The organism is Lysinibacillus sp. FSL R5-0849, from assembly GCF_038595075.1.
Taxonomy (GTDB): domain Bacteria; phylum Bacillota; class Bacilli; order Bacillales_A; family Planococcaceae; genus Lysinibacillus; species Lysinibacillus fusiformis.
On record NZ_CP152004.1, the window covers coordinates 4,033,974 to 4,059,581 of the forward strand.

Annotated in this window: 23 protein-coding genes and 1 riboswitch; of the genes, 5 read left to right on the plus strand and 18 right to left on the minus strand. The window is 37.2% G+C overall.

Annotated elements, in window-relative coordinates; genetic code table 11:
- Positions 1-20: 20 nt before the first annotated feature.
- A complete protein-coding gene (locus MKY80_RS20035; protein ID WP_258954983.1) occupies positions 21-689 on the minus strand; it encodes a restriction endonuclease subunit S in 669 nt (222 codons plus the stop codon).
- Between the two features lie 219 nt (positions 690-908).
- Between MKY80_RS20035 and MKY80_RS20040 the strand changes: the two genes are divergently transcribed.
- Entirely contained in the window at positions 909-1,298 is a 390-nt protein-coding gene (locus MKY80_RS20040) for a helix-turn-helix transcriptional regulator (RefSeq protein ID WP_008173600.1), read from the plus strand.
- 32 nt (positions 1,299-1,330) lie between these two features.
- Here MKY80_RS20040 and MKY80_RS20045 read toward each other — a convergent pair whose 3' ends face one another.
- Positions 1,331-2,206 carry a radical SAM/SPASM domain-containing protein gene (locus tag MKY80_RS20045; protein WP_008173601.1) on the minus strand — a complete coding sequence of 292 codons (876 nt, stop codon included), beginning with the start codon at positions 2,204-2,206 and terminating at the stop codon, positions 1,331-1,333.
- A 179-nt stretch (positions 2,207-2,385) separates the two neighbouring features.
- Between MKY80_RS20045 and MKY80_RS20050 the strand changes: the two genes are divergently transcribed.
- Positions 2,386-2,796, plus strand: coding sequence for a hypothetical protein (locus MKY80_RS20050; protein ID WP_008173602.1), 411 nt, complete (start codon positions 2,386-2,388; stop codon positions 2,794-2,796).
- Between the two features lie 52 nt (positions 2,797-2,848).
- On the opposite strand, the gene MKY80_RS20055 is transcribed toward MKY80_RS20050, so the two are convergent.
- The 3 genes from MKY80_RS20055 to MKY80_RS20065 form a co-directional block, all read right to left on the minus strand.
- A complete protein-coding gene (locus MKY80_RS20055; RefSeq protein WP_342530886.1) occupies positions 2,849-4,252 on the minus strand; it encodes a SpoVR family protein in 1,404 nt (467 codons plus the stop codon).
- A gap of 45 nt (positions 4,253-4,297) precedes the next feature.
- On the minus strand, positions 4,298-5,455 hold the full coding sequence (gene yhbH / locus MKY80_RS20060) for a sporulation protein YhbH (RefSeq protein ID WP_089986807.1): 1,158 nt from the start codon (positions 5,453-5,455) through the stop codon (positions 4,298-4,300).
- 173 nt (positions 5,456-5,628) lie between these two features.
- Positions 5,629-7,524, minus strand: a complete 1,896-nt coding sequence (locus MKY80_RS20065; protein WP_025115792.1) for a PrkA family serine protein kinase — start codon at positions 7,522-7,524, stop codon at positions 5,629-5,631.
- A gap of 215 nt (positions 7,525-7,739) precedes the next feature.
- On the opposite strand from MKY80_RS20065, the gene MKY80_RS20070 reads away from it, so the two are divergent.
- On the plus strand, positions 7,740-8,735 hold the full coding sequence (locus tag MKY80_RS20070; RefSeq protein ID WP_089986806.1) for a M23 family metallopeptidase: 996 nt from the start codon (positions 7,740-7,742) through the stop codon (positions 8,733-8,735).
- Between the two features lie 261 nt (positions 8,736-8,996).
- On the plus strand, positions 8,997-10,691 hold the full coding sequence (locus MKY80_RS20075) for a methyl-accepting chemotaxis protein (protein WP_342530889.1): 1,695 nt from the start codon (positions 8,997-8,999) through the stop codon (positions 10,689-10,691).
- Positions 10,692-10,753: 62 nt separating this feature from the next.
- On the opposite strand, the gene MKY80_RS20080 is transcribed toward MKY80_RS20075, so the two are convergent.
- The 6 genes from MKY80_RS20080 to MKY80_RS20105 all read right to left on the minus strand — a co-directional run bounded on the left by MKY80_RS20080 (position 10,754) and on the right by MKY80_RS20105 (position 16,788).
- A complete protein-coding gene (locus MKY80_RS20080) occupies positions 10,754-11,434 on the minus strand; it encodes a hypothetical protein (protein WP_089986804.1) in 681 nt (226 codons plus the stop codon).
- Positions 11,435-11,577: 143 nt separating this feature from the next.
- Positions 11,578-13,068, minus strand: coding sequence for a sodium:solute symporter family protein (locus MKY80_RS20085; protein WP_089986803.1), 1,491 nt, complete (start codon positions 13,066-13,068; stop codon positions 11,578-11,580).
- 21 nt (positions 13,069-13,089) lie between these two features.
- The gene (locus tag MKY80_RS20090; protein WP_008173618.1) at positions 13,090-13,842 is read right to left on the minus strand and encodes a 3-oxoacyl-ACP reductase family protein; all 753 of its coding nucleotides are present in this window, start codon (positions 13,840-13,842) and stop codon (positions 13,090-13,092) included.
- Positions 13,832-15,583: a HAMP domain-containing methyl-accepting chemotaxis protein gene (locus tag MKY80_RS20095; protein WP_089986802.1), complete on the minus strand. Its 1,752-nt coding sequence runs from the start codon at positions 15,581-15,583 to the stop codon at positions 13,832-13,834. The genes MKY80_RS20090 and MKY80_RS20095 overlap by 11 nt, the downstream gene beginning before the upstream one ends.
- A gap of 106 nt (positions 15,584-15,689) precedes the next feature.
- A riboswitch (cyclic di-GMP riboswitch) is annotated at positions 15,690-15,775 on the minus strand.
- Positions 15,776-15,951: 176 nt separating this feature from the next.
- Positions 15,952-16,146: a hypothetical protein gene (locus tag MKY80_RS20100; protein ID WP_043989610.1), complete on the minus strand. Its 195-nt coding sequence runs from the start codon at positions 16,144-16,146 to the stop codon at positions 15,952-15,954.
- Between the two features lie 147 nt (positions 16,147-16,293).
- Positions 16,294-16,788 carry a DUF1456 family protein gene (locus MKY80_RS20105; RefSeq protein ID WP_342530897.1) on the minus strand — a complete coding sequence of 165 codons (495 nt, stop codon included), beginning with the start codon at positions 16,786-16,788 and terminating at the stop codon, positions 16,294-16,296.
- A gap of 187 nt (positions 16,789-16,975) precedes the next feature.
- Between MKY80_RS20105 and MKY80_RS20110 the strand changes: the two genes are divergently transcribed.
- Entirely contained in the window at positions 16,976-17,179 is a 204-nt protein-coding gene (locus tag MKY80_RS20110; protein WP_008173624.1) for an alpha/beta-type small acid-soluble spore protein, read from the plus strand.
- A 75-nt stretch (positions 17,180-17,254) separates the two neighbouring features.
- On the opposite strand, the gene MKY80_RS20115 is transcribed toward MKY80_RS20110, so the two are convergent.
- The 7 genes from MKY80_RS20115 to MKY80_RS20145 form a co-directional block, all read right to left on the minus strand.
- Entirely contained in the window at positions 17,255-18,451 is a 1,197-nt protein-coding gene (locus MKY80_RS20115) for an MFS transporter (protein ID WP_008173625.1), read from the minus strand.
- Positions 18,452-18,764: 313 nt separating this feature from the next.
- The gene (locus MKY80_RS20120) at positions 18,765-20,126 is read right to left on the minus strand and encodes a trypsin-like peptidase domain-containing protein (RefSeq protein ID WP_043989613.1); all 1,362 of its coding nucleotides are present in this window, start codon (positions 20,124-20,126) and stop codon (positions 18,765-18,767) included.
- A gap of 137 nt (positions 20,127-20,263) precedes the next feature.
- Positions 20,264-20,398 (minus strand): hypothetical protein, encoded by a 135-nt coding sequence (locus tag MKY80_RS20125; protein ID WP_342530904.1) that lies wholly within the window; start codon positions 20,396-20,398, stop codon positions 20,264-20,266.
- A gap of 254 nt (positions 20,399-20,652) precedes the next feature.
- The gene (glpK, locus tag MKY80_RS20130; protein WP_008173628.1) at positions 20,653-22,149 is read right to left on the minus strand and encodes a glycerol kinase GlpK; all 1,497 of its coding nucleotides are present in this window, start codon (positions 22,147-22,149) and stop codon (positions 20,653-20,655) included.
- A gap of 19 nt (positions 22,150-22,168) precedes the next feature.
- Positions 22,169-22,972 carry an MIP/aquaporin family protein gene (locus MKY80_RS20135; protein ID WP_008173629.1) on the minus strand — a complete coding sequence of 268 codons (804 nt, stop codon included), beginning with the start codon at positions 22,970-22,972 and terminating at the stop codon, positions 22,169-22,171.
- A 162-nt stretch (positions 22,973-23,134) separates the two neighbouring features.
- Positions 23,135-23,692: a glycerol-3-phosphate responsive antiterminator gene (locus MKY80_RS20140; protein ID WP_008173630.1), complete on the minus strand. Its 558-nt coding sequence runs from the start codon at positions 23,690-23,692 to the stop codon at positions 23,135-23,137.
- Positions 23,693-23,763: 71 nt separating this feature from the next.
- Positions 23,764-25,407: a glycerol-3-phosphate dehydrogenase/oxidase gene (locus MKY80_RS20145; protein WP_089986800.1), complete on the minus strand. Its 1,644-nt coding sequence runs from the start codon at positions 25,405-25,407 to the stop codon at positions 23,764-23,766.
- Positions 25,408-25,608: the final 201 nt, after the last annotated feature.

Here is a 25,608-nt window from a genome sequence, read left to right on the forward strand (position 1 = left end):
TACGCACCGACTGCTTTATATTAATGGCTACATAACCTCTGACACGCATGATATTCTGGAAAATCATGCAAATAATCACCATTAAAAATATGATTTAGCATAGCTATATAAAGATAATGCAACTGCTCAAATCCTTGATATAAGCTGTTAGAATGATGCTTCGCTTGTCTAGAAGTATTATCAAAATGCTTTGGTAGATTCTTAACTGCAGTAACTAAATAATCCTTATTCGTTAATAATTGTTGAACAGCATTTAATACTTGAACTACTTGATGCTGAATGACTATAGAAGGTAACTCAATCATTAAACGATAGTCATCACATTTTTTATTATTATGTTGATACCATTTAATAAAATGAAATAAATAGTCACTGCTTAGTATCGATTCATTCGGTATGATTGCAATGATTTCATGGCTAATACATACATCTGTTTTACATTGATATATACTCGTGTCCTTTAAATTCGTTTTATTTAGAAGGATACTTTGAGCTGGTACCAATGAAAAAGAGTATTGTTCTTTCAATGTACTATCAACCTTTGGCAAACGACTAGTATCATCTTCAAGCGATAATTTCTTTAGCGCTTCTTCGGTTATATAAGGAATGCCTTCCCTAGTAAAGCGTTTTTCACTCGTGAACATTTTACCCATTTTAATTTTTGCTACCTCTTCTAACAAATACTTCACCTTGCTTTCATCCTCCAATCTTATGTTCTACTTTGTAAACTACTCTATAAACATTCACTTTCGATCTACTTCTAAAAGCTTCAATTAGGCCATTTGACTAAGGAAAGTGGCTACTCTAAAATTGTACCATTTTAATGTAACTTTTTCTCTATTATACCACTATAATAGTATAGTCATTTCCACTATTTTTCACTAGCTTTTAACATAGAGGTGAATCATATGTCAGATTTTTTAAAGCTAGTAGGTGAACAACTCCGTATTATTAGATTATCGAAGGGGCTAAGCCAGGAAGAAGTGGCCGAAAGAACAGGGAAATTGGGTTTCAGTAAAGGAAGAGTCTCCAATATTGAACACGGACAATCTAATATAACCTTAAGTACATTAGAAATACTTATGAAGGCACTAGATATTCCTCCTGAGGAGCTTTTTAATTTTCAAAAATTATCTGGCGTTACTGATATTGAGGAAAAGAACCTCATGCTAGACATTCATCGATCATTATTAAGAGAACGCAATTTAGACGAGGTTAAATATGTAGTTCGTATTACAAAGGATTTTTTAAATACGATTGATTCACAGTCAAAGAAAAACAGCCCCAATGGTCAATGACATTGGAGCTGTTTCTTCACCTATATAAATGATTACATACCAAACTTTTGACGATAGCCACATTTTCTACAAAGCTCTTCAACAGCCTCTCTTCTTGAAAAGCCATCGATTATATTATTGGCACGTTCCCCATCCACTATTTCTGAGAACGATTTTTCATGAACATTACCTAAATTAATAACCCCTTCGCCATCTAAGCAGCAAGGTACAACGGTACCATCTACAAGAATCGCAGCCTGACTACGAAGAGCGTGACAAAAGCCTTTGCCTTCATCTTCTGGCTCCAGCAAGCTTGGCCATCTAAATTCATGATCCTGATTCAAATAAATATTCGAGCCGATTTTCACACCCTTACCAGGCTCTACTTTTTCCTCGATGCGATAATCAAGATTATACTCATTTTCTAGTATTTCTAATGTTTCGCGGTTGCGACGTGCTGCAACATCCGAAACGTGATCTTGTTGTAAATTCCATAAGCGGTAGGAAATAATCGTTTTGTATTCTCTAGACTCCCGTACAAAGTCTAAAATATCGCCTAAATATTTTTCTCTGTTTTCCGAACCTTCATGTCCATCAAAGCTATGTAGAGAAAAGTTTATTTGACGTAATGCTGGTTTCCCTAATATTTTTTCACGGTTTTTCTTAATTAACGTACCATTCGTTGTAATATTAACCTTAAACCCTTTCGCATGAGCCGCATCCAACAGCTGATCAATCCGTGGATGTAAAAGAGGTTCTCCCTTTACATGCAAATAAATATATTTTGTATGTGGTCGGATTTCGTCCAATATTTTATTAAATTGTTCTACTTTTATGAGTCCCTTTGCACGTTCAGTAGGCGGACAAAAACTACATGCTAAATTACAAACACTCGTTATTTCTATATAAACCTTTTTAAATGTTTTCAACTTTCCTTCACCGTTCCAGTTCCCTTGTATTCAAATCCCATTCATTTTAACAAATTTATAGGATAGATAGCAAAAAACGAGTGCTTCTCTCTAGTGAATATGGTTACACATACAAATGGACTTTAAAAACTGTAATATCTTATTAGTATGAGTATGAATAGTCGAAAGGAGGACAAACGATGCAAAATTTCAATTCTAGAAAATTTAATGAACCTGAGGAACCTGAAAACGATTCTACTGAAAAACATGCTAGAAACCATATTACATTCAATTTTACATTCAATATAGGAAATACAGACTTCCATTTTGAGCAACGTGCTGAAGGCGGAGGACAAATCAATGAGGATGTGGGGACAAATGCCAATCAAGGTGGGCAAAATGCTAGTCATGGCAGTCACACACGTAATGTAAATTCTCAGTTTGCAGATGGGAATCGCCGTAGCGGTATAGCTGGGAGTGATAACAACGAGGCTGGTGAACAGCAAGGTATAAAGGTACGAGACAGCTTAGTCACTGATAGCGATATTCATTCCTCCTCTAATCATAGTGAAAGCCATGAAGAGGACAATGATTTATTAACGGAAAAATAGAAATAAAACTTCTATCTGTTCATTGTCACACTCAACAGATAGAAGTTTTTTGTTAAACATTTCGTTTATAGTTTTTAGTACCATCATAGGAATACAACATCGGTTTACTATCCACATATGTCTCTAAATGCACGGGACGACCCCACAACTGATATATATACGGTAGTACATTTTCTAAATAGTGAGGATCTAGCTCCATGCCTTCATAGCCATGCATTAAATAGAGCTCCCCATTCCGTAAATAATCACCATTTTTTACTAAAATATATGGGAATCCACCGTTAACCCGCATTGAAACAAGCTGGTCTCGAACTATCTCATGATCTTTGTCAGTAATCCGATATTCATTTCCTTTCTTTTGAAATAAATATAAATCCTCACGCTTCGCTAAGTCTTTTGATAAATAATTACGAATAAAGGAAATATCTGACTCAACCTCTCTTACTTCAAATATTTTTTCCCGTCCTGTGTTCGGCTGTACACCTAACCGCTTCATCTCATCAGTCGGGTTGTTATAGCGATTTTCTATATCCTCAAAAATTTTAATGCCAAGGTAATATGGATTAATGGATGTTTTAGAGGGCTGCACAACTCCTGCATTTAACTTGGCATATTCGATGGTTTCTGGAGTTGTTAGGTTCAACTCCCGCATAATTCGTTGATGCCAAAAAGATGCCCAACCCTCATTCATTATTTTCGTTTCTAATTGTGGCCAAAAATAAAGCATCTCTTCACGCATCATTGTTAATATATCTCGTTGCCAATCTTCCAGCTCGCGGCTATGTTCCTCTAGAAATAATAAAAGATCCTTTTCTGGTTTTGGTGGAAACTGCTTTAATCTCCGTCTAATTGGCTTATACACTTTATCTTTTTCTTCTAAGCTCCATAAATCATCATATGGCGATTTTATTGGAGCCTTTTCTTCCTCTTGCTCATCTTCCTCACTCCAAGATAACTTCGGTCTTAAAATAGATGGATCAATATGTTCCTGAATCGCTAAAACGGCATCTAAAAACTGCTCAACCTCATCCTTACCGTATTCTCTTTCATAGCCGGCAATTCGTTCAGCCGTAGCTGTCATGCTCTCTACCATATCTCTTCTTGTGTTGGAGAAACGCACATTATTTTTAAAGAAGTCACAGTGTGCTAAAACATGGGCAATAATCAATTTATTTTGCGTTAACGTATTTGTATCAAGTAAAAATGCATAGCATGGGTTAGAATTTATTACGAGCTCATAAATTTGACTAAGCCCTAAATCATATTGAAGCTTCATTTTATGAAATTGCTTACCAAAGCTCCAATGGGAAAAACGAGTAGGCATTCCGTAGGCGCCGAATGTATAAATAATATCTGCTGGACAAATTTCATAGCGCATTGGATAAAAATCTAAGCCAAAGCCTAAGGCAATTTCGGTAATTTCATCTATTGCTCGCTGAAGCTCTTTTGTGTCCATTTTACGCCCCCTCCCTTGAACGTTGATACTAATACAACTTCCCTATCATTCCTCATTTTTCTTGAAAAAACTCTTTAAAGCATCATAGACATCGCCTTTTTTTCTCAAAATATGATGTCTAAATTTCGGATCATCAATTTTTTTATAGGTATACATAAGTGTCGAGAAACGATTATGTTGATTGACTTCTCCATACCCGAACATGCTGGATACATCCATCAATTCAGCCACTAGTTTCAAGCACTTTTCATTATCCATTGAAATATTTTCACCATCTGAAAAATGAACAGGATAAATATTGTAGCGTGATGGAGAGTATTTTTCCTTAATTAATTCCAGTGCTTTTTTGTAAGCCGAAGAACAAATAGTTCCTCCACTTTCTCCCTTTGTGAAAAATTCCTCTTCGGTAACTACCTTTGCCTCTGTATGGTGGGCAATGAACTCAATTTCAACCGTTTCATATTTGGAACGTAAAAACTTTGTCATCCAAAAGAAGAAACTGCGAGCACAATACTTTTCAAATGCTCCCATTGAGCCACTCGTATCCATCATGGCAAGCACTACTGCTTTTGATTCTGGCTTTACTACTTCATCCCATATTTTAAAACGTAAATCATCATTATGAATAGGTGTAATTTCAGCTTTTCCATGCATCGCATTGCGTTTTAATGCATTTAAAATGGTGCGCTTTTTATCCACATTACCCATTAACCCTTTTTTGCGAATATCATTGAACTCTATTTTTTCAGTGACGATTTCTGCCTTTTCCTTCTGCTGCAAATTAGGTAGCTCCAGCTCGTGGAATAAGACATTTTGAATTTCCTCAAGACTGACTTCTGCTTCATAATAATCTTGGCCAGGCTTGTCACCTGCTTCTTTTCCTTTACCTTGAGCCTGGTTGGCTTTACTGCCATCTCGTGCCACTACATCACCAACATTGCTATCTCCTTGTCCTTGCCCTACATGCTTAGAGTTATCATAGTTATATCGAATTTTAAATTCATCAAGTGACCTTATAGGTATTTTAATAACCTCGCGGCCATTAGACATCACAATACTTTCTTCACTAACTAAATCAGGTAAATTGTTTTTAATCGCATCTTTCACTTTTTCCATATGTCTTTGTTGGTCCTGGTGTCCTTTACGATGGAGGGACCAATTTTCCTGAGAGATAACAAAGCGTTTATTTTCGTGTTCAGTCATTTTTATCCTCACCCATCTATCAAATTCGCTTTTTCTATACTATGCTTGAGAAGTACTTTCTTGAACGTTTTTTATAAATTCAATAATTCATTCCATAAAAACCCCTCATTTTGATAGTAAAAGGAGTGCCCAAATTGGGACACTCCTATCTGACTTGGAACAATAAAAGTTGTTTATCGATTCAACAGGCTTCCTACATATTGCAGCAACTCGTTAGCAGAAGTTGTATTATAACCATGCTCATCAACAAGTCTTGCGACTACCTCATTAATCTTCTTGAGTTGCGATTCATCCGGCATTTTTGATGAGGTTGTAATTTTCACTACATCTTTTAAATCGGCAAATAATTTCTTTTGAATGGCTTCTCGTAATCTTTCGTGAGAATTATAGTCAAAACGTTTGCCTTTTCGTGCATAGGCAGAAATACGAATGAGAATCTCCTCACGAAATGCCTTTTTAGCATTTTCTGAAATGCCGATTTGCTCTTCAATCGAACGCATTAATTTTTCGTCTGGGTTCATTTCCTCCCCAGTAAGCGGATCAAATAATTTATTTTTATTACAAAATGCCTCTACATTATCAAGGTAATTATTCATTAATGTTTTCGCTGATTCTTCATAGGAGTACACAAAAGCCTTCTGTACTTCATTTTTCGCAATGTCATCGTACTCTCTGCGGGCAACCGCAATATAGTTCATGTATTTCTCACGATCCTCTTGAGAAATGGAAGCATGCTGATCCAATCCATCCTTCAAAGCTCGTAAAACATCTAATGCATTAATAGATGGCACTTCTTTACGGATAATAGCCGATGAAATACGATTAATAATATAGCGCGGATCAATACCGTTCATGCCTTCATTAGGAAACTCTTTTTTCAGTTCCTCTAAGTCAACGGAATTAAATCCCTCCACATTTTCTCCGTCGTACAAGCGCATTTTCTTAATCAGATCCACACCTTGTTTTTTCGGAACTTCCAATCTTGTAAGAACCGAAAAGATTGCTGCGGCCTTTAAAGCATGCGGCGCAATATGAACATGGGACATATCACTCTCTTTAATCATCTTTTCATAAATATGCTCTTCCTGACTCATCTTTAGGTTATACGGAATAGGCATAACAATAATACGGGAATGTAATGCCTCATTCTTTTTATTAGAAATAAAGGATCGATATTCGGTTTCGTTTGTATGAGCTACAATTAACTCATCCGCACTAATTAATGCAAATCTTCCCGCTTTGAAATTACCCTCTTGTGTTAAAGATAATAAATTCCACAAGAATTTTTCATCCAGCTTCAGCATCTCTTGGAACTCCATCATTCCTCGATTGGCTTTATTGAGCTCCCCATCAAAGCGATATGCACGGGGATCTGATTCAGAACCAAATTCACCGATTGTGGAGAAATCAATACTTCCTGTTAAATCTGCAATATCCTGCGATTTCGGATCAGAAGGTGTAAATGTTCCTATCCCTACTCGTTTATCTTCTGAAAAAGAAATTCGTTCAATCATTACATTTTCAATACGTCCATCGTATTCCTTTTCAAGACGCATCGTATTTAAAGGCGATAAACTTCCTTCAATTCTTATGCCATACTCCTCAAAGAATTCATTACGCAAATGATGTGGAATTAAGTGCAATGGGTCCTCATGCATTGGACATCCCTTAATTGCGTAGACCGCACCCTCGTCTGTTCGAGAATATTGCTCTAACCCGCGTTTCAATAAAGTAACAATTGTTGATTTACCACCACTAACTGGTCCCATTAATAATAAAATACGCTTTCTAACATCTAACCTGCGTGCTGCTGGATGGAAATATTCCTCCACCAGTCTTTCAATTGCTGTTTCAAGCCCAAAAATTTCATGTCCGAAAAATTTGTACATTTTTTGCCCATCGCGTTCCTCTACACCAGCACTTTTTATCATATTGTAGACGCGTGAATGGGCTGTTTGTGCAACTTCAGGTCTTTCCCTAATAATGTTTAAATAATCTGCAAATGTGCCTTCCCACTTCAGCCTATTTTCTTCTTCGCGATAGCTTTTCACTTTATCTAAAATGTTAATAGCCTTCCCTCCATTCAGGGCTTGATTTATAACATAGTATGAAGCAAATGACATGATGATACCGATTACTTTTTCTTTCGTGAAGTTTCTTCTTATTATTGATTTTTTTATTACCAAAAAAACCGGGAAAACATTGTCTAAATCGTAAGGAAAAAGCTTTCTGGAATGAAGATAAAAATTTCGGTTATTCTAAACTTTAGAAAGGAGGTCCATCATTGCGTCGTCATTTTACATTTCTTTTAACTTTCATACTTTTAGGAATTACACTCTACCCGAATGCCTCGTTTGCAAAGGAGGAGGCGACGGAAGAAGAAATTATGCAGCAGCGTATGTCTTATTATGTACAATTTGATGAATTGCTCATTCCTTGGCATTTTTTAGCTGCTATTGATCAATATGAGAGAAATTTACAATCCGTTCGAAAAGATATCCCTAAGCGAGATGGCTATTTGTCCATTCAATTTTCTGATGAGTATTGGTCTGGCGCATTAAATCCTGTAAAGGAAGACAGCAAACCCGAAACCATTAGCTATTTTGGAGGAATGGGTCTAGACGGTAATAATGATGGCATTGCTAGCCCTAAGGACGATGAGGATGTCATCTTCTCAATGGCCAGTTACTTAGCTAAATATGGAACAACTGATGAGGATTTTAAATTAGCCTTATGGGAGTACTACGGCAGCGAAGAAGCAGTGAATCAAATATTTACCATTTCTACTTTATACAGACATTATAAAACCATCGAGCTTGATGCCCATACTTTCCCACTTAATATCCGCTCTACTTACAGCTATCGAGGAACATGGGGGGCCAATAGAGGTTGGGGTGGACGTCGTATACATGAGGGAACCGATATTTTTGCCAATTATGGAACACCTGTATTATCTACCTCCTATGGGGTGGTCGAAGTAAAAGGTTGGAACCAATTTGGCGGCTGGCGTATCGGCATTCGTGATAATCATAACTCTTATCACTATTATGCCCACCTTGGAAGTTATCATAAGGATATTGAAGTAGGCACAATTGTGGAACCTGGCACTGTGCTCGGCTATGTCGGAAGCTCTGGTTACGGCAAAGAAGGTACATCTGGAAAATTCCCACCTCATCTCCATTATGGCATCTACAAATTTAATGGAAGAACTGAATGGGCATTTGATCCTTATCCTTCTTTACTACAGTGGGAGCGACTGGCAAAAAGTAAAAAACAATAAATATATGATTCAAGGCACTTGAGGCATTTTGCTTCAGGTGTTTTTTCTTTGCCATTAGGAAATTTCGCATAATTATTTTAATCAACCATCCGTCAACTATACATATTTTACTATTCGTAAAAGAAAAATAATTATACTGTTGAACTAAAAAACTATTTTTAATTATTTTTACCAAATGGCTTATTAATCTATCTAAATAGTTATAAAATAAAAGTTGTTATTCAAAATACTCTATATGGAGTTAGGTAAAGGGATGGGGAAATGAAAGGCATTTATCAGTTTAAAACACTTAAAGCAAAAATTTTAAGTGCATTTATACTTTTGTTAGTTTTAGTCGTTAGCTTTACAGCTTACACTTACACTTCCAATACAGCTATGGAAAAACAAGCAAAGGCTTTAGTAAAGGAAGATTTAGTAGTACTCAATGCAAGTAACAATTTAGCACTCTCTATGAGTGTCCGATTGTCAGCAGCCTTAAACTATGTGTTAACCGGTGATGAAAAATATAAGGAAACGTTTAATGAGTATCGTCAAATAGCTGAGGATAATAATGCGCTTCTAGACAAATATGATACATCCGAGGAACGCACTAAAACTGTAGAACTTGCACGTGATTGGAGCCAAATTGTGAAGACAGAAGTATTCGATGTCTATCAAAAGGGCAATAAGGAACTAGCTTTAGAAAATTTAATGGATACACAAAATCTCGTGTCGAACGTACGTAATGGCTATGAACAGCTCGCTAATGACCGTGAAGAAGCTATTACAGCTGTTGGTAATGATGTTGTAACAACGAGCTCTACCAATCGTACGATCGGTATTATTTTCAGCTCTATCTTAACGATTATTGGTATTCTAATCGCCATTGTTACAGCTAGTACGATTTCTAAGCCCATTAAGGTAGTAGCAAATCGTATGAAGGAACTAGCAGATGGTAATTTACAGCTTGACCCATTAACTGTAAAAACACGCGATGAAATTGGAACGTTAATGTCTTCAGCAAACGAGATGAATGTTCAATTAAAGCAAACCATTCAATCCATCTATACGGTTTCTGAAACTGTAGCAGCAAGTAGCGAAGAGCTAGCACAATCTTCCAATGAAGTACAGGCAGGTACTGAACAAATTACAGTGACTATGCAGGAGCTAGCTTCTGGCACAGAAACGCAAGCCTCTACAACGGGTGATTTAGCAGAAACGATGACAGCTTTCAAACGTAGTATTCAAGAAACAACACAAGAAGGTACCCAGCTAAAAGAGCATTCTAGCCAGGTTCAAGATTTAACGATTAGTGGCAAAAACTTAATGATTCAATCTACACAACAAATGGCCACTATTAATGAAATCATGTTAGATTCTGTGAAAAAGGTTGAAAATTTGAATGATCAATCTGCTGAAATCTCCAAACTGGTTTCTGTGATAGATGATATTTCCAACCAAACCAATTTACTCGCTTTAAATGCAGCTATTGAAGCGGCCCGAGCAGGTGAACATGGGAAGGGCTTCGCCGTTGTAGCAGACGAGGTCCGCAAGCTTGCCGAACAAGTACAATTCTCAGTGACTGATATTTCAACAATCGTCAACCGTATTCAAGGTGATACAGGTACTGTCACTACTGCCTTACAGACAGGCTATGAGGAAGTCAAAAGAGGAACAGCACAGCTTGATCAAACAAGTGATACATTTGAACAAATATCGAGTGCTGTAGAGGATATGATTGATAATATTACTACTATTTCCGATAATTTAAATCAACTAGCTGATGGTTCAGAATCGATCAATGCTTCTATTGATGAAATGGCCTCTATTTCACAGGAATCCGCTGCTGGAGTTGAACAAACGACAGCGACTGTGGAGGAAACGGCCGCTACTATGGAGGAAATAGCTCGAAGCGCTAATCAGCTCGCTGGATTAGCTGAGGAATTAAGTGGCCAATTAAAACAGTTTAAAATTTAGAACAACGATATTAAAAGCTATCTCCATTTTTTCTAGATTTGAGATAGCTTTTTATCTTTTCATTATTGCCAATGTCTAATTGGCACTCTTTCCAGCTCATGGCGCTTAATAATAACACTTATCTTTTGAAACCATTTCTCACATAATTCCATTGCTTCTTCATATTCTTCCTCATCTCTCGCTATAGGATGTTCCCCCTGATCCATAAATATATACTCTAAGATAGGCTCTGATAAATGATCGACTACAAACTTTAATGATAGTTGTGAAACAGTATCAGTATCATCTTCTTCCTCTTCTTCTGCAAAATCTTCCTCTTCGCCTAGCAACGAGCCGCTCATTAAGTAATTTTTAGTTCGGAGGACGAACATTTCATCCTCCATCATAGCTACCTCATAGATTTTACTAAACGGAATTTCTATTATTTTAAGTTCTTCCTCTAATTCTTCTCTTTGAGCGAAGATGAGCATATTTGTATGTTCATTTAGCAATAACCCCTTTAAAGCGTCCTCTGATAATAAGCATTGAGTGTGTGGGATCGCCTTCATCTCCTCCTCACTAGCTTCCTTCATTTGCGCATACTTTTGTGATTCCACATAACGCTCTTTTATATAACGAATAATTCCTATACTCACTAAAGCTAAACCAATTAAAAAAAAGAGCTGCTTAATAATGGCTAATTCAATCGCATTTGCTAGAAAAAGATAGATGATCCCTAACAAAATGAAGAAAATAATTTTCATTCATATCCCGCCTTTATGAAGATAATCGCTAGAAAAATAGTTTAATGTACTAGCAATCTATTCATGAATCTATCTTTTCATACTTATTTCTCCAATATAAAAAACATGAGATCGATGAATGTACAAGGATCTCATGTTCTCTATTAGCGATCGACTAATTCCTCTTTACTGCTTACGTCGTCTAGCGTTTTATCTTTTTCTATTTTGTGCATCTCAAGTACATGCTGTGATGGTGGCACTAGTAGACTTACGACTACAATAGTAACCCCCGTAATAACAACGCCGGAAAATACCGGTGCCTGCCATAATTCATTTAATAGACCAAGGAATCCTTCTGATTGGATGGTCAAACTAGGCACAAATGTCAATGAAGTCACAATGTAATAGATTAGGCCAACGGATATACTTGCCCATACAGCAGGTGTACTCACACGTTTCCAAAATGGTCCTAAAACGATTGGCCAGAATATCGTTACAAAAATAACATCCCATGCTAAATACGCTAAATCAATAACCTTTTGAAAGCTAATCGCTAACACTAGCCCTAGTAAAGCACTTGATAGAATGACAGCACGTGAAAATCTTAGCAGCTTTTTAGGATCAGGGTTACGATTAATAAAATCTAAATAAATGTTCTTTGTGACAATCCCCGAAGTCGCTACATAGCATGCAGCTACCGTGGACATCCCCATAGCTGCCATGGCCGTTAAAAAAATGGCTGCCAAAAGCGGTGGGAAATAACCTTGTGCAAAGGTAAGCATTAATGTTTCTGGGTTAGTACTATTAGGATAAATAGATTTGAAAGCTTCACCCAACATTCCTGGAATCCAACTGATTGCAATAACTATAGTCCCCGCAATGATCATACTGCGCTGAGCTACTCTTGGACTTTTCGCCGCTGCTACTCTTTGACCAAGATCAACTGCTGGAATGTCTCCAAGTGCTAAGACAAGATATAGCGTCCAAAACTCGGCTCCCGCTTTCTCAAACAATGTATGAATATTCCACCACTCAGGATTAAAGGTCACATCTGGATAGTAAAATAAAATAAAGATAGTAATTCCTAGAATTCCTGCTACAGCAAGTGCACCCTGTACAATTTCTGTATAAGCGACTGCCCATAAACCACCTATAACCGAATAGATAGCTGTTAACGATACAAATAGAAGTGCTGCAGGAATGAAGTCAATTTGTAATAGCTGCTGAATAATATATGTACCACCGACTGTTAATGCTGCTGCATTAAATACACCAAAGGCAATGGCCATTACAACACCTGTATAGGCGCCTAGCTTTTTACTACCATAGCGCAAGCCATAGTAATCTGCTAATGTCCAGCCCTTTAAACGACGTAGTGGCTTTGTCCAAATGAGTGCACCAAGAATCATACAAGTTCCTAAGCCACCCATTGTTGCTGAACCTTCAAAGCCACCACTCGTATAGCCTGAGCCAACTGCTGCAAAAAAGAATGGAGCAGCTAATAAAGCCGCGACTAAACTTCCTGTGACAACAGAAAGAGGCATACTCCATCCAGCAACAATTAAATCCTCTGCTGTGTTGACACGCTTGTACCCTTTATAGCCAATATAATAAATAAATAGTAAGTATAAGCTAAAGATGATTATATTTAACATGCTCGTACTCCTTAGTTTCCATTATCCGTTCATTACAACGCCACCATTAGGTGTTAATATTTGACCTGTATAGAAATTAGCATGCTGAGAGGCTAGAAATAGCACACTTTTGGCGATTTCTTCTGGCTGTGCTAAACGTTTTAATGGGTATTTTGCCGATTCTTCCTCCACATAGTTGTCCCCAAACTCTTTTAAAATGTCCGTAAACGTACCACTTGGAGCTACTGCATTAACAAGTATAGATGGTGCTAATTCTCTAGCTAAAGCTTTTGTAAAAGCATTAATAGCACCTTTAGCGGCAGAATAATGCGTAAATTCTTCACAGCCTAAGCTCCCTATATCAGAAGAAATATTAATGATTTTCCCTGTATCACGTTCTTTCATTCTTTTAGCAGCTTCACGGCAATTATAGAAACATCCATATAAATGAACCTTAATCATTTTGTCCCATTGCTCATCCGTCAAATCAGTAATGCTGGATGCCTGTGCAAACCCAGCATTATTCACAAGAATATCAATTTCTCCTAAATGCTTGTCCATATATTGAAACATGTCTTGCACTTCCTGAGATTTAGAAACATCTGCATGGAAGGTCATTGCTTTAACACCAAACTTTTCAGCCTCCATACGAACTGCCTCTGCCTCATGCTCATCCCCAATATAATTGATTAAAATATTAGCCCCATGTTGGGCAAAGCCTAATGCAATGGCTTTGCCAATCCCTTTACTAGAGCCAGTAATTAAAACATTTTTGCCTGTAAAATCAATGTTCATCTTGATCACTCTCCAATTTGAATTTTGTCACAAGTGCTTGAAGCTCTTCTGCTGTTTGCCCAAGAGCTGAGGAAGCATCTTTCACTTCCAGCATTGTCGTTAACTGCTCTTGTGTAGATTTGGAAACATTAGAAGAAAAATCAGCCGATAATTCTGCAGATTGTTTAATGTTATTAACAGATGCAGCCACTTCCTCCGAGGAGGCAGAGATTTGCTGAGAGGCTGCCGAAATTTCACGTATTTGATTTGCCACTTCTTCTGAGGAAGAAAGAATTTCCTTAAAGATTTCTCCCACCTCATTAGTAAATGTCATACCTACTTTTACATCTTCTTTTCCTTTTTCCATAACAGTAAGAGAGGCATTGGAATCTGACTGAATCGAACTAATTAAATTATATATTTCAGTTGCTGACTGTGAGGATTGCTCAGCTAGTCTTCTCACCTCATCAGCTACAACAGCGAAGCCCTTCCCATGTTCCCCTGCTCGTGCCGCTTCAATGGCTGCGTTCAATGCTAAAAGATTTGTTTGGTCCGCAATAGCCGTAATTAAGCTGACAATGTCACTAATTTTTTTAGTATTAACATGTAAGCCGTTAATCGTAGTGCCAATTTGCTCAACTGAATCATTGATTAATTCCATTTGTGCAATAACTTGATGCACAACTTGATTGCCTCGTTCAGATGCTTGTGATGCCGAAATAGAAGATTCTGCCGCTGTATTAGCCGAGTCAGCAATTTGTTGGATACCAGTTGCAGTCTCCTCCATAGCAGCAGCTGTTTCCTCTGTCATTGTCATAGAAGCTTCTGCATTTTGGGTAATTTGCTTTACATCATTGGCAATATTAGTAGAGCTGTTATAAGTCTCACCAGCATTGACCGTTAATTGAGTCGCTGCTGAAGATACGTGATTCGAAGTATTTCTGATGTTTAAAATAATATGTTGTAAATTGGCAACCATTGTTTGAATAGATGCTGATAAATTGCCGATTTCATCTTTAGTAATATCTAAATCAACATTTATTAGCTCCCCATTTGCTACTTGGTTTGCTACATTTACCACCTTTTGAAGTGGCTTTAATAAACGATCTATAATTATGTAAACTAATATTAATAAAATTAAAATTCCGATAATTGCAATGACAATTTGCTTAATAACACTTGCTTTAATAATGGTATTGATATAGTCCGCAGAGTAATCAATTCCTAATAGCGCTATCAATTGCCCATTATCATCGTGAATGGGGCTGAAAACTGTTCTCCAGGAACCAAAAGGATCCTCGAATATATCTGTTACTTCCGTACTATTATTTTGAATAGCTAATTTTGCTGTTTCTACATGCTCATTCGCTAAATCGGTAAAAATTTCTCCTGCTTCATAGACCTCATTCAAATTAGATGTATAGCCAATCGGATTGACCCCACCCTCATCCTGTACATCCCAAATATAACTCCAACTCATAATACCTTGTTGTTCTTGAATCATATCGAGTTGCTTTTGTACCTTCGTAAATTTGGCGTTCGTTTCTCCTTTTTCAGACAATAAATCCTTCACTTCATTACTATCTAAATTCATCGCTGTTAACAAACCAACACTTTTTAATTCTTGTTCCAAATCAACAGTCATTCGATTGTTTAATTCTTTAATACTTTGAGTAGTGATGACGGCTATAAGCAATAACACAACAATGGAAACCGTCAATAAAAGTTTGTTTTTTAATGAGATGTTTTTCCATAAATTCATGACTTTTTTCCTCCTTATACGTTTTTTTGCAAATAAAAAGCCTATTCCGAAAGAAATAGGCATAAAAAGAACTAAAACTAGAATTTAAAGGATACAACTAGCACTCTTTTGCAACCTAGCCATCTAAGTACTTATTCCCTTAGACCTGTAGCTTTGCATCTTTACTTTTTAGTAAATTTGCCTATCTTTCCCCTCCCAAAATTAACACAATGGGAAAAAGTAGTCAATGCTACCAATTTAAAATATACATATTTTATACTACTTCATTACTAGTTATTCGAATTTATTGGACAAAATAAATACAGCTACAACATGGATTCATGTCACAGCTGCATATTTTTCCACTTACCCCTAAGTGTTTGAATAATTTATACGTTTTGTGTAATCAGTAATACAGATGGTATAAAGGATAGAGCAAACATAGCCACATACCATAATGAAGTACGTTTTAATGAAAAACGAACTTTTTTTCGTTCTGCATAAAAAATATCTAGCATAACCGCAACAATAAAAGGCATTGTAACACATGCAATAGCTACTAATAAGATGTCAAAATAAATCATACAAGCACCCCTTTGTTTGTGAACATTTTTCATCTTTTTTGTGAACATTTTGTGATAATTTGATTGTACACAATTCCGTCACAAATTGTCAACTAGTTTAAAAGAAAAAAATGGTACTTTATGATTGATTCTCGCTATATTAGTACATTATTCTCTATATTTATATGTTAAGCCTCTTAAGAAATTACGAACAAATGAATCGCCACATTCTTTATAATTGCGATGACTTGGGTTTCTTAAGATCGCACCTAATTCACCTTTTGTTACTTTAATACCACCATCATATAATATTTCAAGCATGTCCTCCGTTGTTAAAGCTAAGGCAATTTTCACTTTCTTTAAAAGCATATTATTTGGGCTTTCTTTCCCCGAGACATGTAATGGACCTTCTGGCTGTCCTTCCTTTGGCTTTTGAGGACCTCTTTTAAAAGTAATGAATCCATTCAAAAAAGCTTCTACCATTTTGTTATTACATTTGATGTATTCTTCTGGTGCTTCTTCCTCATCATTAACCTTAAGAAGCATGTTTAATATTTCTTCCTTCGTATAAACCATGCCACCTAGCTTAAATATTTCCACCATATCTACATTTTTTATATCTAACGCGTAGCGTAAACGAATGAGAATATCATTATTCGTCATTGATAAATTCCTCCTTTTAATCAACCTTCTTTAGCAAAGAGCCAGGCTTTATTATAACAGACAGTTTGCTCATTTTAGCTTGATTTCCACAAGTTGTTGCTGTTAGCAATTAGCGTGTGCGTTTCCTTCTTTTAAAATGTATGAAAAGTTTGTAGGCAACCATTCTATATGCAAGGAGGTGAGAATAATGGCTAATAATAATCGTAGCTCAAATAAACTTCTAGTACCTGGTGTACAAGAAGCCGTGAATCAAATGAAATATGAAATTGCACAAGAGTTTGGCGTTCAGCTTGGGCCAGAAGCATCTTCTCGCGCTAATGGTTCCGTTGGAGGAGAAATTACAAAACGCCTCGTGGAAATTGCTGAGAAACGTTCAAAAGGTTTATTATAATTAAAAACTAACAAGAAAAGAACGAATCCCTCTCCTTTTGAAGAAGTGGAATTCGTTCTTTTGTAATGGATAGGATTAAGCTTTTTGCAAGTCCTCAGTCGAGCCTTTTAGCGTTAGCATGACCATAAAGGAAATGCCATATAACGCTGCTAAGTAAATCATAACGACTGTCATATCATAGCTTTGTAAAATATAGCCGACAAAGATTGGTGAAAATCCTCCTATTGCTCGACCAAAGTTAAAAATTGTATTTGTTGCTGTACTACGAATTTGCACTGGATAGAAGCTACTAATTAATGCACCGTAGCCAGCAAACATCCCATTAGAGAAGAATCCTACAATTGCACCACCCATTAATATAGCTACAGCTCCTGTCGCAAAGGAGTATAGAAATACGGCACATGCAGAAGCCAATAAAAAGATACCAAATGCACGTTTCGCCCCAAAACGATCCATAAATCTTCCGAAAGTGAGCATGCCGATAATCATGCCGACTGCAGTACTAATTGTCCACAATGCTGAGCTTGAAACAGATAAGCCTTGCGATTTTTGGAGCATGGATGGTAGCCAGATCATCAGGCCATTATAACCTGCAATTTGAACAGTTGCCATTAATATTAAGGTTAAGGTCGTCATAGTGACACGAGGTGTTGCAAATAACTGTGCCAATTTCCCTTTTTTCTCTTTGTTACTTTGGTTGTTTTGTGACGCCAGCCATTCTGGTGATTCATGAAGATTTTTTCGTACGATAAAGGCAAAGATTACTGGTAATACGCCAACAAAGAATAGTGCTCTCCATCCTAGTGTCGGTAAAATAATGGCGCTTAATAAAGCTGCTAAGATGACCCCATATTGTGCACCTACACTCACATATGAAGAGGCTCTTCCTTGTTTATTCTTTGGCCAAGCCTCGGCGACAAGCGCCATTCCGATACCGTACTCCCCACCAGCGCCTAGTCCAGCGATAAATCTATATACATAAACTTGTTCAATACTTGTTGCTACTCCTGTTAGGGCAGTACCGATTGCAAACAATATGATGGTATATGTGAACACTTTTACCCGACCATACTTATCTGCAAGCACACCAAAAATAATCCCACCTAAAAGCATACCAATATTCGTGATAGATGAAATTAATCCACCTGTTGCCAGATCAATGTTAAATTCTGCAATAATCATTGTCATCGCAAAAGAAATAAACATAATGTCCATTCCTTCTAGCGTTAACCCGGCCACTGAAGCGACCACGGTTTTTTTTCGATAATCCATTCTTTCTAACCTCCAGATTTTTGTTGTCTCTCTCTTTTAGCGTTCGAGTGAATGGATTATGGTTGTTTTGTCCATTCTCTTTTGAAGCCTCACGGGACTTCCTTTAAAAGAGGTGTATTTGAACAAAAATAAAAGCCCTTTAGTCAGAGAAGACAAAAGGGCATGCCAAAGCAAAGATATTATAAGCCTAAAAATATCATGTAGCCCTTTTCAGCCTCTCTGGACCGTATTAAAGGTGATTTATTTCGTTCATTTATACCGTTCTACATTCTATAAGATTACGCATAAAAAAGCAATGGTTGAATAGTGGAAACTAACTAGGTAACTCAATAAAGTTTTGAGCAAATTGATAGATGACATGAGCCGGTACAGCCAAATTAAGATTCTGACCATCATTAAAACCAGCTGTAATTAAACCGACCAACCTCCCTTGCATATCCAGTAAAGCACCACCGGAACTTCCGTTTGAAATAGCAGCTGTAAATTGAACCATAGACATTTTTTGTATATCTCTAAATCCCGCAACAATTCCATCAGAGACCGAATTAAATAAACCGAGAGGACTGCCAATCGCTACAATCTTTTGTCCTCTGACTAAATGACCATCCATTTTAACCGGTAAAGGTTGGCCTGTTCTGTCCACTTTCAAAATAGCCAAATCATGTATATCATGATATTTCACAAATTGATGCGTAGTATATTCATTTGAATCATTTTCATATAGCACAGAATAATATTTCCCACCACCTACTACATGCAAGTTCGTCAAAATATAGCCATCGCGATGGAGAACAACTCCAGAGCCAAAACATAACAACTTACCATCCTCGGCAAATGTCTTTATCATGACAACAGACGTCGCTAAAGAAGCCAACTGTTCATAACTACACTCTTCTGAAGTAACCATGCTAGAACTAGGGGTTGGAAGAATCGTCGGTTGTTGTGGTGGTATGCTTTTCATCGAAAGCATTTTAGGGATTATGAATTCTTTTTCATAGCAATCAGGACAACTCTGCAAATTAGATGATGCTGCTATGATAGGATACAAATTAGTGATATCCCCTTTAGGATTCATATAGCATATATCGCAGCCAAGTGTCGATAAGAAATATAAGAATAATGATTCATGCTGCGTAATGTCACCTATAAAAACAATTTTAGAGGATGCTTGATTTTCCTTAGAAAAAATTTGTGGTAAATAATAATCCATCCAATATAAAAATTTAACTGCAAAGTTTTTTAGTAAAGTGTCATTCGCATGCGGCTGTTGTTCTTTAAAAAGATGTAGAATGTTTTTAAAGCTAAGCTTTTTTGTCCATTCAAGTTGATCATTCGCTAATTTACCGCATAAAGATGTCTCATACAGTAATTGCATACTATCAGCAGCAACCTGCCAATTCTCCCAAAGCTCCGACAGTCTATCTGCATCTTTCTTATTATTGATGACCTCAAGCCTATGTAGTCGTAAATAAAATACGCTTTGCTTTGTGAAATACTCATCCATTTTTAAAATATCTTCTTTATAAAGATCTACAGAATCAGGTATACCAATATAACGTAGAAAGACTACTTCCTTCGTAAGGGCATTATTGTTAGGACTGATCTGCATAAACTCCTGAAAAGGATTAGCTAACTTTTTATACTTAATTTTTAACGGTCTCGTTGTCACAACCATTTTCATACAACTCCTATAAGCATGTCATTACATATAATGGTACTTATATACAATTCTCTGACATCTCTCTAAATCCTCTATTCCTAACCACAAAAATACACAGCTCTATAAAGAATTGGACGTTTTCTTCACCTTTCTCAAATAAATAAAAAGAAATACTTATCAGAAGTATGAATAATGGTAGGGCTTGTAAATAAAAAGCCGTGCATAAAAACAAGAACCCCGCCACCAGTATCTGTAGCTAGAGCACCAATAGCTAATGCAAATGGCAAAACAGACTGATTGAAAAGTCAAACCAGCTATACGATAGGCTGTTTGAAAAAGAATTCATGCCAAAGGAAATGAAAAGGAATTAGCATTGGAAGACCTCGCTCAAATAATTGAAAAATTGAGGACTCATTGGACATTAGTTAAGAGCTATCTGGAGACAACATAAAAAATAGAGAAATCCAAATTTGAATGCATTCGAATTCGGATTTCTCTATTAATTGAAGCTAGTTATGTCCCAGGCTCTCAAATGATTTGCTTACTTAAATACTTGCGCTGCAGCAACAGCCTTTTTCCATCCTCCATAAATTTTATCACGATGGTCATTATTCATATTAGGTGTAAATTGACGATCTAAATTCCAATATTTGCTGATTTCCTCTGTCGAATGCCAATAGCCAACTGCTAAACCAGCTAAATACGCTGCGCCTAAAGCGGTTGTTTCATTAATAATTGGACGATCAACAGGAACATCCAATAAATCTGCCTGGAATTGCATTAAGAAATCATTGGCCACAGCTCCGCCATCTACACGTAATTTGGCTAGCGGAATATTAGCATCTGCCTCCATCGCTGCTAATACATCCTTTGTTTGATACGCTAATGATTCTAGCGTAGCACGTATAAAATGCTCCTTCGCAGTTCCTCGTGTTAAGCCAAAGATAGCTCCGCGCACATCAGAATCCCAGTACGGTGTTCCTAAGCCAACAAATGCTGGGACAACATAAACACCATCAGTTGACTCTACACGTGTTGCATATTGCTCTGATTCACTTGCATTACGGAACATACGTAAACCGTCACGTAACCATTGAATCGCAGAACCTGCTACAAAAATACTGCCCTCTAAAGCATATGTTACTTTGCCATCTAAGCCCCAAGCTAATGTGGTCAATAAGCCATTATCTGACTTCACTGCCTTCTCACCAGTATTCATTAACATAAAGCAACCTGTGCCATATGTGTTTTTAACCATACCTTCCTCAAAGCATGCCTGACCAAATAGGGCTGCTTGTTGGTCGCCTGCAGCTCCCGCAATTGGGACAGCAGAGCCAAAGAATAATGCCTCCTCTGTATAGCCATAAACCTCAGAAGAAGGACGTACTTCTGGTAGCATAGAGGCGGGAACTGTTAAAATTTCTAATAGTTCTTCATCCCACTTTAAATCATGGATATTATACATCAATGTACGAGAGGCATTTGAATAGTCTGTTACATGTACTTTTCCACCGGATAGCTTCCAAATTAGCCAAGTATCAATTGTGCCGAATAGCAACTCTCCAGCCTCCGCTTTTTCACGAGCTCCCTCAACATGATCTAAGATCCACTTCACTTTTGTACCTGAGAAGTAAGCATCTATTAATAAACCTGTTTTATCACGGAATAAATCATTGTAACCGCTTTCCTTTAATTGCTCACAAATATCATTCGTTTGACGTGATTGCCAAACAATTGCGTTATATACAGGCTTGCCAGTATGTTTATCCCATACTACGGTTGTTTCACGTTGATTGGTAATCCCAATCCCTGCAATTTGATTTGAACTCACACCTTTTTCTGATAACACTGTTGCAATACAAGATAGAATAGATGACCAAATTTCCTCTGCATGATGCTCTACCCAGCCTGCATGTGGAAAATGTTGTTGGAATTCTTGTTGTGCTGTGTGTACGATTTTACCCGTTTCATCAAAAAGAATAGCTCTTGAGCTTGTAGTTCCTTGGTCTAACGCTAAAATATATTTTTTTTCTGACATAGAAATCCCTCCAAATAATTTAGTCTTCTACTTGAACATTCTTAACCGTTAATTGTGCTCCTATGAAAATAGCAATCACAATTACTGCAACAATCCAAAACGCAATACTATTTTTCCCTTCAAATATTTGTTGGAAAAACAATGCACCAAATGTACCTCCAATAATTGGACCTACAACTGGTACCCATGCATAGCTCCAACCAGAATCTCCTTTACCTGCAATCGGTAAAATAAAATGCGCAATACGTGGACCTAAATCACGAGCTGGGTTTATGGCATAACCTGTTGGACCCCCTAAAGCCATCCCAATTACAATAATTAACATACCAACTAAAAATGGATTTAAACCATCTGTAATAGTATTTGTACCTAAAGCTAAAATTCCTAAAACTAAAATAAATGTTCCTATCATTTCTGATAATAGATTTGATAAAGGATGCTTAATAGCTGGCATTGTGGAAAATGGCGCTAATTTTACATCGGCATCTGCTGTTGCCTGCCAATGTGGTAAATACATAAAGTAAACAAGTGTAGCCCCTAAAAATGCACCAATCATTTGTGCAGCAATATAGGCTGGCACATCTGCCCAAGGAAAGTTTCCAATCGTGGCAAGGGCAATTGTTAATGCTGGATTTAGGTGAGCACCACTGATTCCACCTACTGCATAAGCTGCCATTGCAACCCCAAGCCCCCATGCAAAGGTAATGACGATCCATCCACCACCAAAGCCTTTTGATTTGTTTAGCACGGCACCTGCTACTACGCCGCCACCAAATAAAATAAGAATCATTGTGCCGACCAGCTCAGCTGTAAACGTAGACATAGTTTAATCCCCCTTTGTGATAATAGCCCATAGAAAACAAAAAGGAACCCACATCCAATCAAACTACATTAATACATGTAGATGAACAAATGTGGGTTCCTTTTCCTAACCACGTGCGTATGAACTTATGTCCATTTTAGAGAAAAAAACATACAGAGTCAACTATTTTTTGAAATTTTCCCATAATTGCCTATTAGAAGTTGTAACAGCGATAGCACCACCAGCTAATGCTTCTTCAATATTGTCCACTGTACGCACTAAGCCACCTGTAATAACAGGGATTTGAGTACGCTCATGGATTTCCTGAATCATCGTCGGAATAATGCCAGGTAACAGCTCAATATAATCAGGCTGTGCTGTTTCAATCATCGAATAACTTTTTTCAAGAGCAATCGTATCAATTAAAAACACTCGTTGAATAGCCATAATTCCACGCGCTTTGGCTTTCATTAGCATATTGGAACGCGTTGAAATAATGCCAGCTGGACGTATATCATTACATAAAAAGTCCGCTGCAAAATTATCTGTTTTTAAACCATGAATTAAATCCGCATGAATAATTAATTTTTTTCCATGTCGTTGTGCCTCACGCTTTAAAGACATCAATAAGCTAATGTGCACCTCCAATAGCACAATATAATCGAATGGACTTGCTATTATCTCGTCAAATTGCTTGACGGTACGCGCAGCAGGAATCACCTGTTGATTATCAAAATGCATTCCATTCTCTCCTTCCCTTATAATACAATGTGAACGCTCACCCTTATATTATGTTGAGAGTAACTACATCATTATAGCGCAGTTGTCGCTCGTTTTATTTCTTTCTTTACATCTTCTTCATATTGTGTCCGTTGCTGTGCTGTCCAGTTGAGTTGCTTAGCCATTTCATCCAGAATTGCCTCTTCATATTGTTGAACAATTGCCATTTGAAAGAACATATACCCTGTCCGGCGAACCATAAAATCATTTGGATGAACGACCATTTCATGATGAATACCATACATCAATTGCGCATATAGCCATGATGGTAAAATAGGGTGTCCTTCCTTTACATAATTAAAAACAATTTCTACATTGCTACCATAATGCTGTGTTAAAAATTTGGCCTCTTCCTCAGATAAGCCTATTTTCTTGCCTACTCTTGTATGGTCATATAAGAAGGCATAAAATTTACTTGAGCCGCCAATATGGCCACCAGAAATCGGAATATTTTTTGTTGTACATGGAGAAGATTTAATACCAAACTGTTGCTCTAGCTCTTGTGCAATCGTATTTAATACCGTTTCAGCCATTTTACGATAGCCGGTTAATTTTCCACCTGCAATTGTTACAAGTCCCGATGGCGAAATCCACACTTCATCCTTACGAGAAATTTCAGATGGATTTTTTCCGTCTTCATGAATCAATGGACGAACGCCTGCCCAACTTGATTCAATATCCGCATCGGTCACCTTCACATTTGGGAACATATAACGAATAGCGTTCATTATATAATCGCGATCCTCTTGATAAATATCCATATCGCGAGCATCACCCTCATAAAATGTATCTGTTGTCCCTACATATGTTTTTCCTTGTCGAGGGATTGCAAATACCATGCGACCATCGGGTGTATCAAAATAAACAGCTTGTTTTAATGGGAATTTGGATTCATCAAAAACAATATGCACACCTTTCGATAAAATTAAATGCTTCCCTGCTTGCTTCCCTTCAATTGTGCGCACATCGTCCACCCATGGACCAGCAGCATTAACGACAGCCTTTGCACGAATTTCGATTGCATGATTTGTTAATAAATCCGTCGCAACAATACCACTTATTTTTTGCTGTTCATTATATAAAAAGTTTTCGGCTTTTATATAATTCAATAATGTTGCCCCTCTTTCAATGGCTGCCTTTGCTACTTCAATGGTTAAACGAGCATCATCAGTACGATACTCTACATACATACCACCGCCAAGTAATCCCTTTGTTTTCACTAATGGCTCCTTCTCAATGGTTTGACCTGTACTTAACATATAACGGCGTTCTGCACGTTTGACGCCCGCTAAAAAATCATAGACACGCAAGCCGAGATTTGTAGAGTATTTTCCAAATGTCCCTCCCTTATGAAAAGGTAATAACATCCAAACAGGTGTTGTCACATGTGGACCATTTTCATAAACAATGGCACGTTCCTTCCCTAACTCTGCTACCTCTTTTATTTCAAATTGCTTTAAATATCGTAAACCGCCATGTACCAATTTTGTGGAACGGCTAGAAGTTCCTGCTGCAAAATCCTGCATTTCCACTAATGCTACAGAAAGACCGCGAGCAATAGCATCCAGTGCAATACCACAACCTGTAATACCGCCACCAATTACTAATAAATCGTACTCCCTATCTTGAAGTTCCTCTATTGTTTGTTGTCGTTGTAACGCAGAAGCTGTACTCATAATTTATTTCCTCCCTCATCATTTTAACGATAAAAAAAGACCATCAAAAGCATATGTACGCTAGGCACATATGTTTTCAATGGTCTCTCAGTTACTCAAACCTGCTATTAACTTACTTTTTATTGTAATATGCACATTCCAAAAAGGCAAGTTTCTGTTTAGTGACAGGATACTGCTTACCTCACCCTAATGAAGTAGGAT

What these genes read in the sequence shown, in the direction of transcription:
- MKY80_RS20140 (WP_008173630.1), bottom strand. Translation starts at nt 23,692, where the DNA reads ATGCATTTTGATAATCAACAGGTGATTCCTGCTGCGCGTACCGTCAAG.
- MKY80_RS20105 (WP_342530897.1), bottom strand. Translation starts at nt 16,788, where the DNA reads ATGACGAATAATGATATTCTCATTCGTTTACGCTACGCGTTAGATATA.
- MKY80_RS20120 (WP_043989613.1), bottom strand. Translation starts at nt 20,126, where the DNA reads ATGGTTGTGACAACGAGACCGTTAAAAATTAAGTATAAAAAGTTAGCT.
- MKY80_RS20050 (WP_008173602.1), top strand. Translation starts at nt 2,386, where the DNA reads ATGCAAAATTTCAATTCTAGAAAATTTAATGAACCTGAGGAACCTGAA.
- MKY80_RS20075 (WP_342530889.1), top strand. Translation starts at nt 8,997, where the DNA reads ATGAAAGGCATTTATCAGTTTAAAACACTTAAAGCAAAAATTTTAAGT.
- MKY80_RS20095 (WP_089986802.1), bottom strand. Translation starts at nt 15,583, where the DNA reads ATGAATTTATGGAAAAACATCTCATTAAAAAACAAACTTTTATTGACG.
- MKY80_RS20080 (WP_089986804.1), bottom strand. Translation starts at nt 11,434, where the DNA reads ATGAAAATTATTTTCTTCATTTTGTTAGGGATCATCTATCTTTTTCTA.
- yhbH (WP_089986807.1), bottom strand. Translation starts at nt 5,455, where the DNA reads ATGACTGAACACGAAAATAAACGCTTTGTTATCTCTCAGGAAAATTGG.
- MKY80_RS20090 (WP_008173618.1), bottom strand. Translation starts at nt 13,842, where the DNA reads ATGAACATTGATTTTACAGGCAAAAATGTTTTAATTACTGGCTCTAGT.
- glpK (WP_008173628.1), bottom strand. Translation starts at nt 22,149, where the DNA reads ATGTCAGAAAAAAAATATATTTTAGCGTTAGACCAAGGAACTACAAGC.
- MKY80_RS20115 (WP_008173625.1), bottom strand. Translation starts at nt 18,451, where the DNA reads ATGGATTATCGAAAAAAAACCGTGGTCGCTTCAGTGGCCGGGTTAACG.
- MKY80_RS20100 (WP_043989610.1), bottom strand. Translation starts at nt 16,146, where the DNA reads ATGATTTATTTTGACATCTTATTAGTAGCTATTGCATGTGTTACAATG.
- MKY80_RS20135 (WP_008173629.1), bottom strand. Translation starts at nt 22,972, where the DNA reads ATGTCTACGTTTACAGCTGAGCTGGTCGGCACAATGATTCTTATTTTA.
- MKY80_RS20040 (WP_008173600.1), top strand. Translation starts at nt 909, where the DNA reads ATGTCAGATTTTTTAAAGCTAGTAGGTGAACAACTCCGTATTATTAGA.
- MKY80_RS20110 (WP_008173624.1), top strand. Translation starts at nt 16,976, where the DNA reads ATGGCTAATAATAATCGTAGCTCAAATAAACTTCTAGTACCTGGTGTA.
- MKY80_RS20145 (WP_089986800.1), bottom strand. Translation starts at nt 25,407, where the DNA reads ATGAGTACAGCTTCTGCGTTACAACGACAACAAACAATAGAGGAACTT.
- MKY80_RS20085 (WP_089986803.1), bottom strand. Translation starts at nt 13,068, where the DNA reads ATGTTAAATATAATCATCTTTAGCTTATACTTACTATTTATTTATTAT.
- MKY80_RS20055 (WP_342530886.1), bottom strand. Translation starts at nt 4,252, where the DNA reads ATGGACACAAAAGAGCTTCAGCGAGCAATAGATGAAATTACCGAAATT.